This is a genomic window from Vibrio fortis (assembly GCF_000695685.1).
Lineage (GTDB): Bacteria > Pseudomonadota > Gammaproteobacteria > Enterobacterales > Vibrionaceae > Vibrio > Vibrio fortis_A.
This window is the reverse complement of record NZ_JFFR01000006.1, coordinates 1-18,143: the sequence shown is the minus strand read 5'-3', so window position 1 is coordinate 18,143 and position 18,143 is coordinate 1. Positions and strand designations below refer to the sequence as shown.

At 44.9% G+C, this 18,143-nt stretch carries 18 protein-coding genes, 3 tRNA genes and 1 pseudogene; 12 read left to right on the top strand and 10 right to left on the bottom strand.

Annotated features, from left to right (window positions below; genetic code table 11):
* Positions 1-308 precede the first annotated feature (308 nt).
* Both VFDL14_RS16605 and VFDL14_RS16610 read left to right on the top strand, forming a co-directional pair.
* Complete coding sequence (locus tag VFDL14_RS16605; RefSeq protein ID WP_032550080.1) at positions 309-1,178, top strand: TraB/GumN family protein; 870 nt, start codon at positions 309-311, stop codon at positions 1,176-1,178.
* Between the two features lie 134 nt (positions 1,179-1,312).
* Positions 1,313-1,735 carry a hypothetical protein gene (locus tag VFDL14_RS16610; RefSeq protein ID WP_032550079.1) on the top strand — a complete coding sequence of 141 codons (423 nt, stop codon included), beginning with the start codon at positions 1,313-1,315 and terminating at the stop codon, positions 1,733-1,735.
* A gap of 453 nt (positions 1,736-2,188) precedes the next feature.
* On the opposite strand, the gene VFDL14_RS16615 is transcribed toward VFDL14_RS16610, so the two are convergent.
* Positions 2,189-2,265 (bottom strand) — tRNA-Pro (locus VFDL14_RS16615).
* Between the two features lie 255 nt (positions 2,266-2,520).
* Here VFDL14_RS16615 and VFDL14_RS23875 point away from each other — a divergent pair.
* From VFDL14_RS23875 to rluF, 3 genes and pseudogenes are all read left to right on the top strand, one after another.
* A complete protein-coding gene (locus VFDL14_RS23875; protein ID WP_004739790.1) occupies positions 2,521-2,661 on the top strand; it encodes a DUF3149 domain-containing protein in 141 nt (46 codons plus the stop codon).
* A gap of 157 nt (positions 2,662-2,818) precedes the next feature.
* A complete protein-coding gene (gene smrA / locus VFDL14_RS16625) occupies positions 2,819-3,400 on the top strand; it encodes a DNA endonuclease SmrA (protein WP_032550078.1) in 582 nt (193 codons plus the stop codon).
* A 139-nt stretch (positions 3,401-3,539) separates the two neighbouring features.
* Positions 3,540-4,461, top strand: a pseudogene (gene rluF, locus VFDL14_RS16630) (23S rRNA pseudouridine(2604) synthase RluF); the annotation flags it as partial.
* A 252-nt stretch (positions 4,462-4,713) separates the two neighbouring features.
* Here rluF and ybaK read toward each other — a convergent pair.
* From ybaK to hemA, 8 genes are all read right to left on the bottom strand, one after another.
* Positions 4,714-5,187, bottom strand: a complete 474-nt coding sequence (gene ybaK, locus VFDL14_RS16635; protein ID WP_032550076.1) for a Cys-tRNA(Pro) deacylase — start codon at positions 5,185-5,187, stop codon at positions 4,714-4,716.
* Between the two features lie 101 nt (positions 5,188-5,288).
* The gene (gene ushA, locus VFDL14_RS16640) at positions 5,289-6,950 is read right to left on the bottom strand and encodes a bifunctional UDP-sugar hydrolase/5'-nucleotidase UshA (RefSeq protein WP_032550075.1); all 1,662 of its coding nucleotides are present in this window, start codon (positions 6,948-6,950) and stop codon (positions 5,289-5,291) included.
* A 459-nt stretch (positions 6,951-7,409) separates the two neighbouring features.
* A complete protein-coding gene (gene kdsA / locus VFDL14_RS16645) occupies positions 7,410-8,261 on the bottom strand; it encodes a 3-deoxy-8-phosphooctulonate synthase (RefSeq protein ID WP_032550074.1) in 852 nt (283 codons plus the stop codon).
* A 25-nt stretch (positions 8,262-8,286) separates the two neighbouring features.
* On the bottom strand, positions 8,287-9,096 hold the full coding sequence (locus VFDL14_RS16650) for a SirB1 family protein (protein WP_032550073.1): 810 nt from the start codon (positions 9,094-9,096) through the stop codon (positions 8,287-8,289).
* 48 nt (positions 9,097-9,144) lie between these two features.
* Positions 9,145-9,528: a SirB2 family protein gene (locus VFDL14_RS16655; protein WP_032550072.1), complete on the bottom strand. Its 384-nt coding sequence runs from the start codon at positions 9,526-9,528 to the stop codon at positions 9,145-9,147.
* Positions 9,529-9,574: 46 nt separating this feature from the next.
* Positions 9,575-10,429, bottom strand: coding sequence for a peptide chain release factor N(5)-glutamine methyltransferase (prmC, locus tag VFDL14_RS16660; protein ID WP_032550071.1), 855 nt, complete (start codon positions 10,427-10,429; stop codon positions 9,575-9,577).
* Positions 10,430-10,434: 5 nt separating this feature from the next.
* Complete coding sequence (gene prfA / locus VFDL14_RS0123010) at positions 10,435-11,523, bottom strand: peptide chain release factor 1 (RefSeq protein ID WP_032550070.1); 1,089 nt, start codon at positions 11,521-11,523, stop codon at positions 10,435-10,437.
* 29 nt (positions 11,524-11,552) lie between these two features.
* Positions 11,553-12,812 (bottom strand): glutamyl-tRNA reductase, encoded by a 1,260-nt coding sequence (gene hemA / locus VFDL14_RS16665; RefSeq protein ID WP_032550069.1) that lies wholly within the window; start codon positions 12,810-12,812, stop codon positions 11,553-11,555.
* Between the two features lie 161 nt (positions 12,813-12,973).
* Between hemA and lolB the strand changes: the two genes are divergently transcribed.
* The 5 genes from lolB (at position 12,974) to ychF (ending at position 17,345) form a co-directional block, all read left to right on the top strand.
* Complete coding sequence (gene lolB, locus VFDL14_RS16670) at positions 12,974-13,618, top strand: lipoprotein insertase outer membrane protein LolB (RefSeq protein WP_032550068.1); 645 nt, start codon at positions 12,974-12,976, stop codon at positions 13,616-13,618.
* The gene (ispE, locus tag VFDL14_RS16675) at positions 13,615-14,490 is read left to right on the top strand and encodes a 4-(cytidine 5'-diphospho)-2-C-methyl-D-erythritol kinase (RefSeq protein WP_032550067.1); all 876 of its coding nucleotides are present in this window, start codon (positions 13,615-13,617) and stop codon (positions 14,488-14,490) included. Before lolB ends, ispE begins: the two co-directional genes overlap by 4 nt.
* A 28-nt stretch (positions 14,491-14,518) precedes the next feature.
* Positions 14,519-15,463, top strand: a complete 945-nt coding sequence (locus VFDL14_RS16680; protein WP_032550066.1) for a ribose-phosphate pyrophosphokinase — start codon at positions 14,519-14,521, stop codon at positions 15,461-15,463.
* Positions 15,464-15,652: 189 nt separating this feature from the next.
* The gene (gene pth, locus VFDL14_RS16685; protein WP_032550065.1) at positions 15,653-16,243 is read left to right on the top strand and encodes an aminoacyl-tRNA hydrolase; all 591 of its coding nucleotides are present in this window, start codon (positions 15,653-15,655) and stop codon (positions 16,241-16,243) included.
* Between the two features lie 10 nt (positions 16,244-16,253).
* Positions 16,254-17,345: a redox-regulated ATPase YchF gene (gene ychF, locus VFDL14_RS16690; protein ID WP_032550064.1), complete on the top strand. Its 1,092-nt coding sequence runs from the start codon at positions 16,254-16,256 to the stop codon at positions 17,343-17,345.
* A 302-nt stretch (positions 17,346-17,647) separates the two neighbouring features.
* Here the strand turns inward: ychF and VFDL14_RS24280 are convergent, their stop codons facing one another.
* Positions 17,648-17,836, bottom strand: a complete 189-nt coding sequence (locus VFDL14_RS24280) for a hypothetical protein (protein WP_152549211.1) — start codon at positions 17,834-17,836, stop codon at positions 17,648-17,650.
* On the opposite strand from VFDL14_RS24280, the gene VFDL14_RS16695 reads away from it, so the two are divergent.
* Positions 17,823-17,897 (top strand) — tRNA-Gln (locus VFDL14_RS16695). The genes VFDL14_RS24280 and VFDL14_RS16695 overlap by 14 nt on opposite strands.
* 77 nt (positions 17,898-17,974) lie before the next feature.
* Positions 17,975-18,051: transfer RNA gene (locus VFDL14_RS16700), tRNA-Met, on the top strand.
* Positions 18,052-18,143 lie beyond the last annotated feature (92 nt).

Sequence of the window (18,143 nt, the reverse complement as noted above, 5' to 3'; positions counted from 1 at the left end):
TCAGAGCAAGAAAGTGATCGACTTCAAACACGGGCAGAGGATAAAAAGTATAAAAACTTTAAAATCATAAACTTACAAAAATCGAACAATCCGTCATTTTTGTTTTGACGTAAATATTGGGAATCACTTCACAGATTCTAGGTCAAAATTGATAGATTACTCACCGCATTTCACTGTGGTATTTTTAAAGTCAAATCAATGAGCGGATTTTTTATCGCTATAACGTGATTAATCTCTAATAAAATTACGTTAAAAACCAACGTCAAAATGGATTTTAACGAGCGACTACAATGAATTAAGGAGCCAATGTGCGCCAAATACTCAGCTTTATTGTTCTATTCTGTACAGCGTGCTCAACAGCCATGGCAGAGCCTCTGTTTTGGCAGGCGAAAAAAGGTCAACTTGAATTCATCATCTTTGGCTCTGTGCATGCCGGAGATAAATCTATGTATCCACTTCCTGAGCCAATCAATGATGCGCTTAAGCGTAGTGATGGGCTTATCTTGGAGGCTGACCTCAAACAATCCGGAGGCTTAAAGTACCCTTCAACGACAATAACAACCGCTGACGTGCTCGATGACAGTCAAGAGGCACAGTTTAAACAGATCGCCAAGTCCCTCAATTTGCCTCATCAACAATTATTACTCTCACCACCTTGGGCTTCAGCGCTAACAGTGCAAATGAAGCAGTTTGAACAGTTAGGTTATCTACCGCAGTTTGGTGTCGACGCTCATATTGCAGCTCTTGCAGAGAAGCTTGATAAACCACTCATTACTTTAGAGTCACTGCAATTTCAAATTGATTTGATTGCTCAAGGTAAAGAAGGCGGCAAAGACCTATTACTAAGCTCTATTGAGGAATTCGATGAAACAGGCAAAGCAACCCGCTGCTTAATCGATAGCTGGAAAGCTGGAGACAAGAAAAACCTAGAGCACATTGCCGAACTGGCCGCTATGTCACCGGAGCTAACCGCAGCGTTTCTTACCGATCGCAATCTTGACTGGGCTGATAAGCTGAGCAGTAACAATTGGAAGCTAAAACAAGAGGCAACGTATTTAGTTGTGGTTGGTGCAATGCACCTCATCGGTGAACAGAGCCTTATTGATTTATTAAAGGCACACGGTTTTGGCATTGCTCAATTGTCGAAGAGCGAACAAGCGCAATGCAGTATGGAATAAGGGCTACCGTAATCATTCACTTAGTGATGACCTTTTCATTATAAAATCATTACCTGATTGACCTAATCCTCACAATGAATAGCACCGTCGTGGTGCTATTATATTGCGCTCGATTTAGACAAGGCGTAACGTCAATGAAATCCATTTTCCTAAAAACTACATTGAGTCTTTTTATTTTTCTACCGGCCATCGTCTCCGCAAAAGAGACTTGTCATATTGAACAGTTTCAACCTGTAGACATTCAACCGGAGATCAGTGGCGGCGTATTAGATAAAGAGAGTGGCCAATTTCTTATCACTCAAAAACCACCAATGCGCTGCGCCACTGTGACCTTCTCAACATCAACGACGCGAAATCGTATTGCCGATCAGATGAGCAACCATTTTGAAGCCACCTACTTCGACAACCAAATGAGCCACTCGCACTCCATTACGTTCGACGAAGATGCGGTTAAAGCGGGTTATATTCGTGTTGGTCCGAACAACCCAATCGATGCTTATGTTTGCTTTGAAACATCAGAAACACCGATTAAAGACATCACATGTGATGTGAAATAGTGTGTATGACTAGAAAAGATGAACTTGAAGGGTTGGCCTGCTAGGTCAGCCCTTTTCTTTATACGATGGGAGGAGATTCCCTACTCGCTCCTTCGTCACTCTAGGGAATGACGTATAACTAGAAAGTTATAAGATTTCAAATGCAAAAAAGCCGTAGCACCTATCTATTATGAAAAGAGGGCTACGGCTTTCTTCAATGTAACCGGTGAAGAGCTTATTTTGAACATCAGACGAACCCCGCCAGGGCTCTAATCCTATTTCCTACATCCCGAAACGACGAAAGCTTGCTCATTGAACAGGCTTTCTAAATGTGGTCGGTGAAGAGGAATTCGATTGGACTGGCATTCCATCGGACTGGCGTACCTGCCCCCACGCTCTGGGTCTAAACCAAATCGAAACAGTAAGTGTAAATGCAAAAAAGCCGTAGCATTTCTGCTACGGCTTTCTTTAATGTGGTCGGTGAAGAGGGATTCGAACCCCCGACCCTCTGGTCCCAAACCAGATGCGCTACCAAGCTGCGCTATTCACCGAGATATCTAACTGGCTCATTGCCTGTCGATGGAGCGTATAATACGGAATCTGAGTTTATCCGCAAGCGCTTTTTTCATTATTTCCTTCAATATTATACCGTTCGAACAAAAGACAACCAAGCACGATGAGAATGTGACCAAATACACACACTCGCCAACAAAGATTTAACTTATGCAACAGGATTGATCCAGATCAGTAAACCGATAGGTTCAGTTAATAGAATTATACGTGTCACATAACTTTGAGGTATACACATGGACTTTTGGCTAGATCTCCTATTTGGTAATGCAGTGGGACTATCTTCAATGATAGTAATCTTCGGGGCTCTTGGTCTCATGATGTTTTATGGAGGCTTCTTCATTTACAAGGTTATGACCGACAAATCTCCTCACTAGAGTCGCCAAGCCTTAATCACCAACCTGTTTAAGTTGGGACTTAAAGATGCTTTGCACCGGAGCTGACTAATATTGTCTGCTCCGGTTTTTTCGTTTTTGAACCACCCCATAACTTAGGTATACTTTCTTTATCCCTCTCCAACTTGAGATAACCACTATGTCTCATGATGACGACCTAGATCTATTCCAACAAATGATGGGCGACGTTAAGCGTATTGACCAAGATACCGCGGAGCATCAAAAAGTTCACCGAGTCACCGAATCTCACCTTGCTAAGCGCGAAGCGGCAATGTGGCTCTCTGACGATGAAAAAGATTACCTCTCTCTAGACTACTCTCCGATGTTGAAACCTGAAGATATCGTGGAGTACAAAAAAGATGGTGTGCAAGATGGCGTATACAAAAAGCTGCGCTTAGGAAAGTACCCAATTCAAGCCAAACTAGACCTGCACCGAAAAACGCTTAAAGATGCACGTAACGAGATCCTCTCTTTCTTGCGTCAATGTCTACGTATGGATATTCGTACTGTGATTATTGTTCATGGTAAGGGGGAACGCTCTAACCCACCAGCAATGATGAAAAGCTACGTCGCAAACTGGTTATCGCAGATTAATGACGTGCAATGTGTTCACTCTGCGCAGCAGTTCCATGGCGGCACGGGCGCGGTGTATGTGATGCTAAGAAAAAGTGACGATAAAAAGTTAGAAAACCGAGAAAGACATCAAAAGCGCATGAGTTAGCTCAGAAAATTTAATTCGTGCTCAAGCTCACACTAGATGCTAAAATTATGCGCAGTTAAAGATACATACTCAGAAAGCAACTACTCGGTAGTTGCTTTTTGTTTACCTATATTCCGTTGTGAAACGCTAAGAGAAAATCATGTCACAAGAATCCCAAGCGAAACGTCTCAATAAATACATCAGTGAAACTGGCTTTTGCTCACGCCGTGAAGCCGACAAGCTGATTGATGCCGGCCGTGTCACCATCAATGGTAAAACACCAGAAATGGGAACAAAAGTCCTACCCGGAGATGACGTAGAGATTGATGGCAAACCTGTTCGCTCGAAAGAGAAGCCTATCTATATCGCTCTAAACAAGCCAACCGGTATCACTTGTACTACTGAACGTGATATCCCAGGGAACATTGTCGACTTTGTTGGCCACCATAAACGTATTTTCCCAATTGGTCGTCTTGATAAACCTTCAGACGGTTTGATTTTCCTGACCAACGACGGCGATATCGTCAACAAGATCCTTCGTGCAGGCAACAACCACGAGAAAGAATACGTAGTTCGTGTTGATAAGCCAATCACAGGCGAATTCTTGAAGAAAATGGCGTCTGGCGTACCAATCCTAGACACCGTTACTCTGCCATGTAAGGTGGAAAAAGAGACCAAATTCTCTTTCCGTATTACTCTAACTCAGGGCTTGAACCGTCAGATTCGTCGTATGTGTGAAGCCTTAGGTTACGAGGTATTCAAGCTACGTCGTGTGCGTATCATGAACATTTCACTTGATGGTATTCCTAATGGTAAATGGCGCTACCTAAGTGATGACGAGATCGCTGAAATCTTAGCAATGTGTGAGGGCTCAGTAAGCACAGAAGAAGCGTCGAAACTGAATGCTAAAGGTCAACGCATTCGTAAAGCAACCGATGCGAAACTGTTTGATAGCCGAGAAGAGAACCAAGGCTCTAGAGCGCGTCGCAATCAGAAAGAGAACCGCCCACGCACATTCAAAGGTAATAATGCCGATGAATTCCGTCATGCGCCAAACTCTAAGCGTGGTAAACGTCCATCTAGCGGTGACGACCAGCAACGTGGTGAGCGTCAACGTACGAATCGTCAAGACCAAGAGCGCAATAATAGCCGTGGTAAAGCGCCTTCTCGTCCTCATAGCAAGCCGACAAACGATCGCAGACAAGAGACAAACCAAGCGCCGAAGAAACGCGTTGGCGGCACATTAAGCCTCAAGAAATAGCAAGCTGAATAATAAAAAATGCCCACTAACTCTAGTGGGCATTTTTGTATTCGAAGAGAGTATGTTGAATCGCCTACAGACACAAATCAACAAATTGAGCTCGAGTCAGTTTGGCAAGGTCGCTTGGCGCCAACTCAATCTCTAAACCTCGTTTCCCCGCGCTGACACAGATGGTTTCTTGAGGCTCTGCACTGGAGTGGATGAAGGTTGGTAGCGCCTTCTTTTGACCAAGAGGACTAATTCCACCAACAACATAGCCGGTTGTCTTCTGCGCAATCTCAGGGTTGGCCATCTCGGCTTTTTTACCTTTGGCCGCTTTTGCAGCCAATTTCAGGTTCAGCTTCTGGTCGACAGGAATCACGGCTACTGCGAGATCTTTGGCAACACCATTCAAGCAGAAAAGCAATGTTTTAAAGACTTTCTTTGGGTCTTGTCCCAACGCTTCCACAGCCTCTAACCCATAGCTGTCATGACTTGGATCGTGGTCATACTGGTGGATGGCATGAGTAACTTTTTTCTTCTTTGCAAGATTGATGGCCGGTGTCATGGTTTTTCCAAATATCAGATAAACAAAAAGCGATGCCGAAGCATCGCTTTAGTTAAAATTATCAGGCGCTGAGAGTCAATCTAAACTCTCGATTTACCTAATTATTTGTAAACCATTTCACCAGATGGTGCGTACGCGTTTACGTCTACTGGGCTGTTTGCTTCTAGGTACTCTTTCAGTACTTCAGCGTCAACAAAACCAGTGTTTACGTAACCTGGGTGACCCGTTAGTTTAGGGTAACCGTCACCGCCCGCAGCGTTGAAGCTTGGTACAGTGAAGCGGTACGTTTCGTCTAGACGAAGTTGCTTACCACCGATGAATACGTTAGAAACCTTGCCGTTTTCTACTGTCATTGAGATACCAGCGAACTGAGCGTAAGCACCAGAATCAATTGGTTTCGTTGCAACAACATTTAGGTAATCCAGTACTTCAGCACCAGTCATGTCAGTGTAAGTTAGGATGTTTGCAAATGGTTGAACCGTTAGTACGTCTTTGTACGTTACTTCACCCGCTTCGATAGAGTCACGAACACCACCAGAGTTCATCACAGCGAAGTCAGCTTTAGCACGCTCCATGTGAGATGTTGCGATCAGACGACCAAGGTTTGTTTGTTGGAAACGAACAACGTTACGGTCACCTTCAAGCTTGCCATTTGTTTCAGCAATCTTAACTTCAAGCTGTGCTTGGCCTTGCTCTTGGAACGGACGTAGGAACTCTAGTAGTTCTGGATCTTGTGCAATCTCGTCTTGGATAAGAACACGTTGTTTCTTACCGTCGATCTTAACCTTCTTCTTCAGGTTAACTGGGATCAGGTCGTAGCTTACCATCTCTAGTTCGCCGTTACGGAATTCGTAATCAGCACGGCCTACGTATTTACCCCACTCGTGAGCTTGAACGATGTAAGTACCGTTTTGTACGTCTGGCTTACACTCGTCACCTGGCTTGAAGTTTTTCTTCGCCACGTTCGGGCCTTCCATACATACAGGCTCTTGAGAGTGACCACCAACGATCATGTCTAGGTCACCTTCGTTTAGGTAGCGAGCTAGAGCAACGTCACCCGGTGCGTTAACACCACGTTGACCGTTTTCATAGTGACCCATGTGAGTTACTGCGAAGATAAGATCCGGTTTTTCTGTCTCTTTAAGCTCAGCAATCAGCTCTTTCGCTTCTTCTTTCGGGTCACGGAAGTCGATGCCAGCGATGAACTCAGGGTTACCGATCTTAGCTGTATCTTCTGTCGTTAGACCAATAACAGCGATCTTGATGCCTTGCTTCTCAAACATTTCGTAAGCTTGGAACTTGCGCTCACCTGTCGCTTTATCGTAGATGTTTGCAGATAGCATTGGGAAGTTTGCCCAATCGATCTGTTTAGCTAGCACGTCTAGAGAGTTATCAAACTCGTGGTTACCCAATGCCATTGCATCGTAACCGATCTTGTTCATGCCTTTGAAATCTGGTTCAGCATCTTGTAGGTCTGACTCTGGAACACCAGTGTTGATGTCACCACCAGATAGAAGCAGCACGCTACCACCTTCTGCACGAATCTCTTCACGAAGCTCATCGATTAGAGTCTTACGAGCGGCCATGCCGTACTCACCGTATTTATTCTGCCAGAAGCGACCGTGGTGGTCGTTAGTGTGCAGAACAGTTAGCTTGTAAGTTTTATCGTTTTCCCACTCTTGAGCTGGTTGAGATGCACAACCAGCAAGAGTTGCTAGGATCGCAGCACTGAGTGCTGTCTTTAGAATAAGGCGTTGCTTCATTGTCATACCTTTGAACTTTTTAGGGGAATCCACTGCTTTAAAATCATCCAGATTAAACGGACGCTTGTTTGGCAAACGTCGTTAAAGGATAGTAAAACTTGAAGTAGTTTAAATTAAGAAGGTAAACCTAACAGAGTGATTTCATATTTATGTAGGATAGATCACCTTAATCAGCTTTCGATTGTGTAACAAACAAACAAAGTTGCATTTCAGTCAATAAGTGATCACAGGCAAACGTTTTCATGCGTTTTCGAGCCATTTGTGATATTGATTAACCAATCAACAAGTTAAGGTAACTTAAGTTAAATTTATAATTATTATCAAACACTTATTGTTACGATATAACATATCAACCCTCATCATTTCAGCGTGAATGACGAAAGTTTATCTATACAATCACACAAACCATAGATACAAAAAAAGCCGGCTCAATGCCGGCTTTTTGTTCTTTAGTTACGACTATTTAATGTCGATATGATCGAAACCTTTGATCAAATCATCAAGTGCTTTCATTTGTGCTAAGAACGGCTCTAGCTTATCCAATGGAAGTGCCGAAGGACCATCACAACGTGCTTGATCTGGGTTCGGGTGCGCTTCAATAAATAGACCAGCGATACCTGTAGCTAAACCTGCTTTTGCAAGTTCAACAGTCTGCTCACGACGACCGCCCGATGCCGCACCTGAAGGGTCACGCATCTGCAGTGAGTGAGTCACGTCAAAGATGATTGGGCTACCGTTTGACGCTTTTTTCATTACACCAAAGCCAAGCATATCGACAACCAAGTTGTCGTAACCCATGCACGAGCCACGCTCACAAAGGATGATGTTTTCGTTACCACACTCAGCAAACTTATCAACGATGTTACCAACTTGACCAGGGCTCATGAACTGAGGTTTCTTCACGTTGATTACAGCGCCTGTCTTAGCCATCGCTTCAACTAGGTCAGTTTGACGAGCTAGGAACGCAGGAAGCTGAATCACATCAACGACGTCTGCTACTGGTTGTGCTTGAGCTTCAGTATGAACATCAGTGATGATTTTTACGCCAAACGTATCTTTCAGCTCTTGGAAAATCTTAAGACCTTCTTCCATGCCTGGACCACGGTATGAGTGTACAGAGCTGCGGTTCGCTTTATCAAAAGACGCCTTAAATACGTAAGGGATACCAAGCTTCTCAGTCACTTTTACGTAGTGTTCACAGATCTGCATCGCTAGATCGCGAGACTCAAGAACATTCATACCCGCAAATAGCGTAAATGGCTTGTCGTTTGCAATTGGCATATCGCCAATGTGAACTGTTTTCTGTTCCATCATATTCTCTCTAGATAATTATTAATTAGTGAACCACAACGACTTTTTCGTTCATCGCGTTCACTTGAGATTTAAGTAACTCAGATGCAGGGTCATCTGGGCATTGGTCAATAAAATACTGATAGTCAGTCGCTGCGATTTGGTGACAATCAAGTTGCTGATAGATAAAACCACGATCGCGAATTTCATACGGATCATCTGGCACAAAAGTCAGAGCCAAATCGGTACACTTCAGTGCAAGAGTATAGCGCTCTTCTCGCAGCAACGCGCTTTTCAAAAGCGCTAACCACTTACCGATAATGGTTGGGTGATCAGCAACTTCAAGATGTTCGCTCTTCACTTCAGCCAGCGGACCATCATGACCAATCAACCAAGCGCGCAGGGTTTGTTGTCCAACATACTCGCCATTGTAAGGGTTGATGTAGACAGGAGCTTGATCGTACCAAGTAACCTTGAGTAGAAATTGCGTTGGGAAAGAGACACCATCGACAGGGAAACCCAACTTACGTCCTAGATACAAAAAGATAGCACCTAAACTCACAGGCACGCCCTTCTTGCGCTCTAACACCTTATCAATAAACGCATTATCTGAAGAGAAATACGCCTCTTTATCTCCAGCAAAGCCCCACTCATAAAAGAATAGGCGAATAAAAGATTCAAACTTTTGCTGTTCGTCTGTCTCATGCACCAATGCTTGCTCAGCATCACTCAGCAGTCGAGCCAGTTCTAGCTCTGCCCACTTGTCTTGAGTCTCAGGGTTTACCGCTTTATTTAAGATCAAAGCACCTTCCACCAACTCTAACTGGTCAAAGTCTTCGTCAAAAAATTCGTACATAGATAATTAACCGAAATACTAAGATAACTAACCTAAACAGGGAGATAATTAGCCGAAGAATGTTGGAACTTTAGTCACAGCAATCTTACCTGCCATCGCCAACCAGCCTAATGCGCCGAAAAACGAAAAGGTTCTAAGCAACTTGTTTTTACCGAACTTAAGCGCAAAGAAGCCCAGTGCGATGTATGCCATAACGCAAGTCAGCTTCTCTGTTAACCAAGGCGCTGCCGGTGTGAATGGAATAAAACCAGTAATAAAGATCAGACCAATACCAGACAACAGCAGTAGTGAGTCGTTGATATGTGGGAAGCGCTGCAAGAATGGATGCTTAAGCATTGGAGAATTTGCCATCATAAGCGCGTAGCGAACTGACAGTAGTAGAGCACTAAGCCCAACCGTCAATAAGTGAAAATGTTTTAAACCTTCGTACATGATATCCCTTTAATTTCTTTTATTGGCGTTTTATCTAACACCGACACTAAGGTAGATAGCGTCCCAAAGTGACTCTATCATTTCCGCCATAGTCTTTTTCTGTCATGACGTCTAAATAACCCAAGGCCTGCATGATCTCGCGAACCGCATCTCCTTGATCGTAACCGTGCTCAAATGCCAACCAACCATCTGCTTCTAGATAGTGGCGAGCATTGTCGGCAATATGCTTGATGTCAGCTAACCCTTTCTCTTCCGCAACCAGCGCTGTGATAGGTTCGAAACGCACATCCCCTTGAGACAGATGTGGGTCATCTTTCTCGATGTAAGGTGGGTTCGATACTATCAATGAAAAGCGACTGTTTTCAGATAACGGCTCAAACCAACTACCATTTAAAAAAGTGGTGTTGGTGATGTTAAGGCGTTCCGCATTCTCGCTAGCGAGTTGTTGCGCTTCAGGACGCAGGTCAATCCCAGTCACATTGCGATTAGGCATCTCAGATGCGAGTGCCAATGCAATCGCCCCTGTCCCTGTACCTAAATCAAGGATGTCACCTGCCTTACCGAATGTTTTATCCAACGCGACTTCAACCAAACGCTCAGTGTCAGGTCGAGGAATCAAAGTTGAAGGAGAAACTTTCAGAGGTAACGACCAAAACTCTCGCTCACCGACAATATACGCGACCGGCTCTCCGGTGAGTCTGCGCGTTAGCAGTTTATTGAAATGCTGTTCTTGTTCGAGAGTCAGATGTTTTTCTGGCCAGGTAAGAAGATAGGAACGAGGTTTATCAAGCGTGTGGCAAAGCAGCACAGCGGCATCAATAGAGGGCGAAGTATTCTCGCCCTCTTGAAGCTGTACGATTGCTGCTTTTAATGCACTTTCAACCGTATAGGCAGATTGCATAGGGTTTAGTTGTTCTCAGCTAGCGCAGCAAGTTGGTCAGCTTGGTGCTCTTGCAGTACTGGATCAACCAGGCTTTGTAGGTCGCCTTCTAGCACTTCGTTCAGACGGTAAAGTGTTAGGTTGATACGGTGATCAGAAACACGACCTTGTGGGTAGTTGTAAGTACGGATACGGTCACTACGGTCACCCGAGCCTAGTAGGTTACGACGCGTGTCTGATACTTCGGCAGCGCGACGCTCTTCTTCAGCTTGTACAATACGCGCAGCAAGAACGGCCATCGCTTTCGCTTTGTTTTTGTGTTGAGAACGCTCGTCCTGACACTCTACCACTGTACCTGTTGGCAAGTGAGTAATACGGATTGCAGAGTCCGTGGTGTTAACGTGTTGACCACCCGCGCCTGATGCACGGAAGGTATCAATTTTCAGGTCTGCCGCTTTAATTTCTGGAAGATCCGCTTCTGGGATTTCAGGCATAACAGCTACTGTACACGCAGAAGTGTGTACACGACCTTGAGATTCTGTCTCTGGTACACGCTGAACACGGTGACCGCCTGACTCAAATTTCATCACGCCGTAAACGCCTTCACCGCTTACTTTAGCGATCATCTCTTTGTAGCCGCCTTGCTCTGAGTCATTGCTGCTCATCACTTCAACGCGCCAGCCTTTCTTCTCAGCAAACTTAGAGTACATACGGAACAGGTTGCCCGCGAAGATACCTGCTTCATCACCACCAGCACCGGCACGGATCTCTAGGAAACAGTTACGCTCGTCGTTTGGATCTTTTGGTAGCAGTAGGATTTGAAGCTCATCAGTCAGGCGCTCAATCGCCTCTTTCGCTTCTTTAATCTCTTCCTGCGCCATTTCACGCATCTCTTCGTCGTCTTCTTGTGCCATATCTTCGGCAGCTTCTAGATCGTCTTGCGCTTGCTGGTAAGCTTGGAAGCACTTAGTCACTTCTTCTAACTGAGAGTACTCTTTCGATAGTGCACGGAATTTGTTTTGATCACCGATCACATCTGGATCACCAAGCAGGTGTTGAACTTCTTCGTAGCGTTCAACAAGTGTTTCAAGCTTTACTAGAATCGAGGCTTTCATATTCGTCTTATCTTTTTGGAGGTCTAAATTTATTGAGGGTCTTCTAAGCCCAAACTCTGTCTAATGACCGTTAATTTCGCAGGTTCTCCTTGCTCAGCTGCACTTTGTAGTGCGCGTGTTGGAGCATGGATCAATTTGTTTGTGAGCTTATTACTCAGCTCAAGCAAGACTTTCTCAGGATCACCGCCCGCAGCCAGTGATTGTAAACTCTTACTTAATAATTCTTCTCTGATTTCATTCGCTGACTTTCGGTACTCACGAATGCTATCCACCGCTTGCAATGAGCGCATCCAGCTCATAAAGGCGGCGCTCTCTTCACTTACAATCGCTTCAGCCTGAATCGCTTCAACCTTGCGTTGTTCTATGTTGCCATCAACAATCGATTGTAAGTCATCAACCGTGTATAGGTAGGCGTCGTTAAGATCGCCCACTTCTGCTTCGACATCACGAGGTACCGCGATATCAACCAGCAGCATAGGTTGATGTTTTCTCTGTTTAAGTGCGGTCTCAACCATACCTTTACCGATAATCGGCAGAGGACTCGCTGTCGAGCTAATCACGATGTCCGCCTTATTGAGGTGGTCTGGGATCTCGTTCAAGCTGATCACCTCAGCACCAAACTCTTCGGCTAAACCTAAAGCACGCTCACGAGTTCGGTTAGCCACAATCATTTTAGTACAGCCATTAGCAGAGAGGTGTTTTGCTACCAACTCGATGGTTTCACCTGCACCTACTAGCAGTACCGTTGAGTCTTCAATCGACTCAAAGATATGCTTCGCTAAAGTACAGGCTGCGTAAGCAACAGAAACGGCGCTACCACCAATTTCAGTCTCAGTACGAACACGCTTAGCAACAGAGAATGACTTTTGGAACAGCTTCTCCATCGACGCATCAACGGCTTTCTGCTCACGCGAATCAGAATACGCTTGTTTTACTTGTCCGAGAATTTGAGGCTCACCCAATACTAAAGAGTCTAAACCACATGCAACACGCATTAGGTGTTTAATTGCCGCTTGCTCTTCATGAATATAAAGGCTGGGTTTTAACTCTTCTGGGCTAACGTCATGAAATACTGATAGCCATTCAATCAGCTTATTCTTAGCCGCACTCTTAACGTCACAATACACTTCTGTTCGATTACAAGTGGACAGTATGACACTTCCATTCACGTGTGCATTTGCGTTAAGTTGCCTTAGTGCATCAGATAATTTATCTGGACCAAACGCTACTTTTTCTCGCAATTCAACCGACGCTGTATTGTGATTGATACCTACGGCAAGCAAAGACATGTATCAGAAGTTCTCGATCAGGGTTTAAAAACAGGATGCCGAATTTTACTTGATGCATGGCTCTATTTAAAGGGTAAGCAGTATTTGTTTTCCTGAGTTCGTGAATTCAATGCTATAGTTGAAGCGTTTTTTCGATATTATTGAACAAGTTGTGAGCAAACATGGATAGATTTCGTAAAATTGCCTCTTTAATTTTTTTCTGTCTGGTTGTAGCAGGTTGTGTTTCTGTGCCCGAACAACCGACCAGTGTGGAGTGGCAAGCACATCAGCGACAACTGCAAGAGATCCAATATTATCAAGCAACAGGCAAGCTCGCTTACATCTCTCCCGAAGAGCGCCAAAGCCTCAATTTTTTATGGAAACACTCTCCAAACTTCAGTCAGTTACGACTGACCACGTTCTTGGGCCAAACGGCACTTAACCTCACAATCAACAAGTACGGCGCTAAAGTCGTGACTTATGATGATCAAGTATTTAACCACAGAAGTGCATCTAAACTGGTTAAACAGCTAACAGGGCTGACGATCCCCGTTGATCATCTACCACAATGGCTACTCGGTAACCCTGATGAAGCCGATACCTACTTATTGAATACCAACAATACAGTAGAAGCGCTTTCTAAGCAGATCGATGGCAAAGCTTGGCAGCTCAACTTTGACCGCTATCGCGATGTCACTTTAAGCCAAGATATCGATAACCAAAACGATACCGTTGAAAAGGTACTGCCTCTTCCAACACGACTCTCATTTAAACAAGATGAAAATAAGATCAACATTGTGGTCTCTAAATGGACACTCGGTAAATGATTTCGACACAAACTCATTGGCCGTCACCGGCTAAACTGAACCTTTTTCTCTACATTACTGGTCGTCGTGATAACGGCTATCATGAATTGCAAACCCTGTTTCAATTTGTCGACTTCGGTGATGAACTTAGTATCACCGCTCACCAGCGATCAAACCAAATCACTATTTCACCTCAAATTCCAGGTGTCGCTACCGAAGATAACCTAATCTGGAAAGCCGCTACCGCCCTTCAGCAGTATGCCAATACCAACTTCGGCGCTGATATTGAACTCAAAAAAGTTCTGCCTATGGGTGGCGGTATTGGTGGTGGTTCATCGAATGCGGCAACTGTGTTAGTGGCATTAAACTACCTATGGCAACTCGGGCTTTCTGATGATCAGTTAGCAGAGATAGGCTTAAAGCTAGGCGCAGACGTCCCTGTATTCGTTCGTGGCTTCTCTGCTTTTGCTGAGGGTGTTGGTGAACAGTTGCATCCAGCTACCCCTGAAGAGAAGTGGTATTTAGTGGTTAAACCTCAAGTGAGCATAGCAACTGTGGACATATTCACACATCCAGAATTAACCAGAAATACGCCGAAGCGAGAGCTAGCAACGCTTCTAGAGCAAGAATACGTAAACGATTGCGAAAAAATTGTACGAATGCTGTACCCAGAGGTTGATAAGCAACTTTCATGGCTGCTACAATATGCGCCGTCGAGATTGACCGGCACCGGTTCTTGCGTTTTTGCTGAATTTTCGAGCAAAAACGAAGCAGAATCTGTACTGGCAAAACTGCCTGACAACGTCTCTGCATTTATTGCTAAAGGTCGAAATCTTTCACCTTTAAAAGAGACGCTGGCTGAATACCACTCAGCCCACCCACAATCTAATTAAAACTGGACGCAACCCTGAGGTTTCCACCGTGCCTGATATGAAGCTATTTGCTGGTAACGCAACACCTGAACTAGCCCAACGTATTGCTGATCGTCTATACATCTCTCTTGGCGATGCTACTGTAGACCGTTTTTCTGATGGCGAAGTCGCTGTTCAAATCAATGAAAACGTTCGTGGTAGCGATGTATTCCTGATTCAATCAACTTGTGCACCAACCAATGACAACCTAATGGAATTGGTGGTAATGATTGACGCAATGCGCCGCGCTTCTGCTGGCCGTATTACTGCTGTAATCCCTTACTTCGGTTATGCCCGTCAAGATCGTCGTGTACGTTCTGCACGTGTGCCAATTACTGCAAAAGTTGTTGCAGATTTCCTTTCTAACGTTGGCGTAGACCGCGTTCTTACTATCGACCTACACGCAGAGCAAATCCAAGGCTTCTTCGATGTACCAGTTGATAACATCTTCGGTACTCCAGTTCTTCTAGAAGACATGGCTAACCGTGGCCTAGAGAACCCAGTTGTGGTTTCTCCTGACCTAGGTGGTGTTGTACGTGCTCGTGCAACAGCTAAAGCTCTAGGTGACGTTGATATCGCTATCGTTGATAAGCGTCGTCCACGTGCTAACGTTTCTGAAGTAATGAACCTAATCGGTGATGTTGAAGGTCGTGACTGTGTTATCGTTGATGACATGATCGACACAGGTGGCACACTATGTAAAGCAGCTGAAGCGCTAAAAGAGCGCGGTGCTAAGCGCGTATTCGCTTACGCAACTCACGCTGTATTCTCTGGTGGTGCTGCAGACAACATCAAGAACTCTGTTCTAGACCAAGTTATCGTAACCGACTCTATCTCACTATCTCCTGAGATGGCAGCAACAGGTAAAGTAACGACTCTTAGCCTATCTCGCATGCTTGCTGAAGCGATTCGTCGTATCAGCAACGAAGAGTCAATCTCTGCGATGTTTAACTAAGACTCACAACTCTACCCATAGAGTGATGCGTTTAAAAAGCACTTCGATTGAAGTGCTTTTTTTATACCTGAATCATATTGCGCTATGGTTAAGGTTGCCGAGAAGAGACAAGTTGCCCACTGCTCGCACCTTTTTCATAAATTGTGATATCATACGGCGCTTTTTGAAATCCCGAGAGAGATCCATACCTTGAGCCAACAAATAAAACTTCTCGTTGGACTGGCAAATCCAGGTCCAGAATACGCCAAAACTCGCCACAATGCGGGCGCATGGGTAGTTGAAGAATTAGCACGCGTACACAACGTTACACTAAAGAATGAAGCAAAGTTCTTTGGTCTGACTGGACGCATTATGGTTCACGGTGAAGATCTTCGCTTGTTGATCCCAACAACTTACATGAACTTATCCGGCAAAGCCGTTGCGGCATTGGCGAAGTTCTACCAAATTAAACCAGAAGAGATCATGGTTGCACACGATGAACTCGATCTCCCACCTGGCATTGGTAAGTTCAAGAAGGGTGGCGGCCACGGCGGTCACAATGGACTCAAAGACATCATCAGCAAGCAGGGTAACAATAAAGAATTCTACCGTCTTCGTTTAGGCATCGGCCATCCGGGACATAAAGATAAAGTTGCAGGTTATGTATTAGGCAAAGCTCCGCAAAAAGAGCAAGAGTGTATTGATGCCGTTGTTGACGAATCAGTACGCAGCCTAGACATCTTATTAAAAGATGGCCTATCAAAAGCACAAAATCGCTTACATACGTTCAAAGCAGAATAAGGTTTATATCATGGGTTTTAAATGTGGCATCGTTGGTCTACCAAACGTTGGTAAGTCAACTCTGTTTAATGCACTAACTAAAGCAGGTATCGAGGCAGCAAACTTCCCGTTTTGTACCATCGAACCAAACACAGGTATCGTTCCAGTACCTGATCTACGTCTAGATGCATTAGCGAAAATTGTTAATCCGCAGAAGATCCTTCCTACAACGATGGAATTCGTTGATATCGCTGGCCTAGTTGCTGGTGCATCTAAAGGTGAAGGTCTGGGTAACAAATTCCTAGCAAACATCCGTGAAACTGACGCAATTGGTCACGTAGTTCGCTGTTTTGAAAACGAAAACATCGTTCACGTTTCTGGCAAAGTATCACCAATCGAAGACATCGAAGTGATCAACCTTGAGCTTGCACTGGCTGACTTAGACAGCTGTGAGCGTGCAATTCAACGTAACGCTAAGAAAGCAAAAGGCGGTGACAAGGACGCGAAGTTCGAAATCACTGTTCTAGAAAAGCTACTACCAGTTCTTACTGAAGGTGGTATGGCGCGTACAGTTGAGCTTTCAAAAGAAGAAGCGGCAGCAATTGGCTACCTAAACTTCCTTACACTTAAGCCAACAATGTACATTGCGAACGTAAACGAAGACGGTTTCGAAGATAACCCGTACCTAGACGCAGTTCGTGAATACGCAGAAAAAGAGAACAACGTAGTTGTTGCTGTATGTGCAGCTATTGAATCTGAGCTATCTGAACTTGAAGACGAAGATCGCGAAGAGTTCCTAGCAGACATGGGTATCGAAGAACCAGGTCTAAACCGTGTTATCCGTTCTGGTTACGAACTACTTACTCTGCAAACTTACTTCACTGCTGGTGTTAAAGAAGTACGTGCTTGGACTATCCCTGTTGGTGCAACTGCGCCACAAGCTGCAGGTAAGATCCACACTGACTTCGAAAAAGGCTTCATCCGTGCAGAAGTTGTTGGTTACGACCACTTCATCGAGTTTAACGGTGAGAGCGGTGCAAAAGATGCAGGTAAATGGCGTCTAGAAGGTAAAGACTACATCGTTAAAGACGGCGATGTTGTTCACTTCCGCTTCAACGTATAAGTTTTATTAGCAACTTATTGCCAAAGGCCAGTGTTCTCACTGGCCTTTTTTGTTTTCTCAATTCAATGATTTCTATTCATATCAAAATTAACTTTGCCAAAATATCGGGTTTCAACCCCATTTTTTGATCACAAATACGCCTCTTTGTCTAAAAAGAAATCGAACAGGCATTTATTCGTGATTTATTTAAAAAAAAAGTTGACGGGTTTCACTCAACTACGCATAATGCGCCCCGTTCCCAACGAAGCAGCAACGCTTCAAAACGGAACGACAATTTGGAAATGGCTACTTAGCTCAGTTGGTTAGAGCACATCACTCATAATGATGGGGGGGGGGGGGGGGGGGGGGGGGGGGGGGGGGGGGGGGGGGGGGGGGGGGGGGGGGGGGGGGGGGGGGGGGGGGGGGGGGGGGGGGGGGGGGGGGGGGGGGGGGGGGGGGGGGGGGACCATATTTGAGATATCTTTTGATATCAATTGTTGGGCTATCGCCAAGCGGTAAGGCACCGGCTTTTGATGCCGGCATTCCCTGGTTCGAATCCAGGTAGCCCAGCCACAAATTAAAGTGCAATTATCTTTAAAAAGGTAATAGCATTGAAAGCGAGTTTAGTTTATATTGTCTCGCTCTCAGATGGCTACTTAGCTCAGTTGGTTAGAGCACATCACTCATAATGATGGGGTCGCAGGTTCAAATCCCGCAGTAGCCACCATTCTTTCATTGGAATGAAAAATACAACGTGATACTGATTTTACCAATTATCGGTATGACTACAGAATTGATGCGGAAGTGGCGGAATTGGTA

Excerpts from the sequence above, each read along its gene's own strand:
- ushA (WP_032550075.1), bottom strand. The coding sequence starts at position 6,950 with ATGAAGCAACGCCTTATTCTAAAGACAGCACTCAGTGCTGCGATCCTA.
- VFDL14_RS16650 (WP_032550073.1), bottom strand. The coding sequence starts at position 9,096 with ATGTACGAATTTTTTGACGAAGACTTTGACCAGTTAGAGTTGGTGGAA.
- smrA (WP_032550078.1), top strand. The coding sequence starts at position 2,819 with ATGTCTCATGATGACGACCTAGATCTATTCCAACAAATGATGGGCGAC.
- ybaK (WP_032550076.1), bottom strand. The coding sequence starts at position 5,187 with ATGACACCGGCCATCAATCTTGCAAAGAAGAAAAAAGTTACTCATGCC.
- VFDL14_RS16655 (WP_032550072.1), bottom strand. The coding sequence starts at position 9,528 with ATGTACGAAGGTTTAAAACATTTTCACTTATTGACGGTTGGGCTTAGT.
- VFDL14_RS16610 (WP_032550079.1), top strand. The coding sequence starts at position 1,313 with ATGAAATCCATTTTCCTAAAAACTACATTGAGTCTTTTTATTTTTCTA.
- kdsA (WP_032550074.1), bottom strand. The coding sequence starts at position 8,261 with ATGGAACAGAAAACAGTTCACATTGGCGATATGCCAATTGCAAACGAC.
- hemA (WP_032550069.1), bottom strand. The coding sequence starts at position 12,812 with ATGTCTTTGCTTGCCGTAGGTATCAATCACAATACAGCGTCGGTTGAA.
- prfA (WP_032550070.1), bottom strand. The coding sequence starts at position 11,523 with ATGAAAGCCTCGATTCTAGTAAAGCTTGAAACACTTGTTGAACGCTAC.
- lolB (WP_032550068.1), top strand. The coding sequence starts at position 12,974 with ATGGATAGATTTCGTAAAATTGCCTCTTTAATTTTTTTCTGTCTGGTT.
- ychF (WP_032550064.1), top strand. The coding sequence starts at position 16,254 with ATGGGTTTTAAATGTGGCATCGTTGGTCTACCAAACGTTGGTAAGTCA.
- prmC (WP_032550071.1), bottom strand. The coding sequence starts at position 10,429 with ATGCAATCTGCCTATACGGTTGAAAGTGCATTAAAAGCAGCAATCGTA.
- VFDL14_RS23875 (WP_004739790.1), top strand. The coding sequence starts at position 2,521 with ATGGACTTTTGGCTAGATCTCCTATTTGGTAATGCAGTGGGACTATCT.
- ispE (WP_032550067.1), top strand. The coding sequence starts at position 13,615 with ATGATTTCGACACAAACTCATTGGCCGTCACCGGCTAAACTGAACCTT.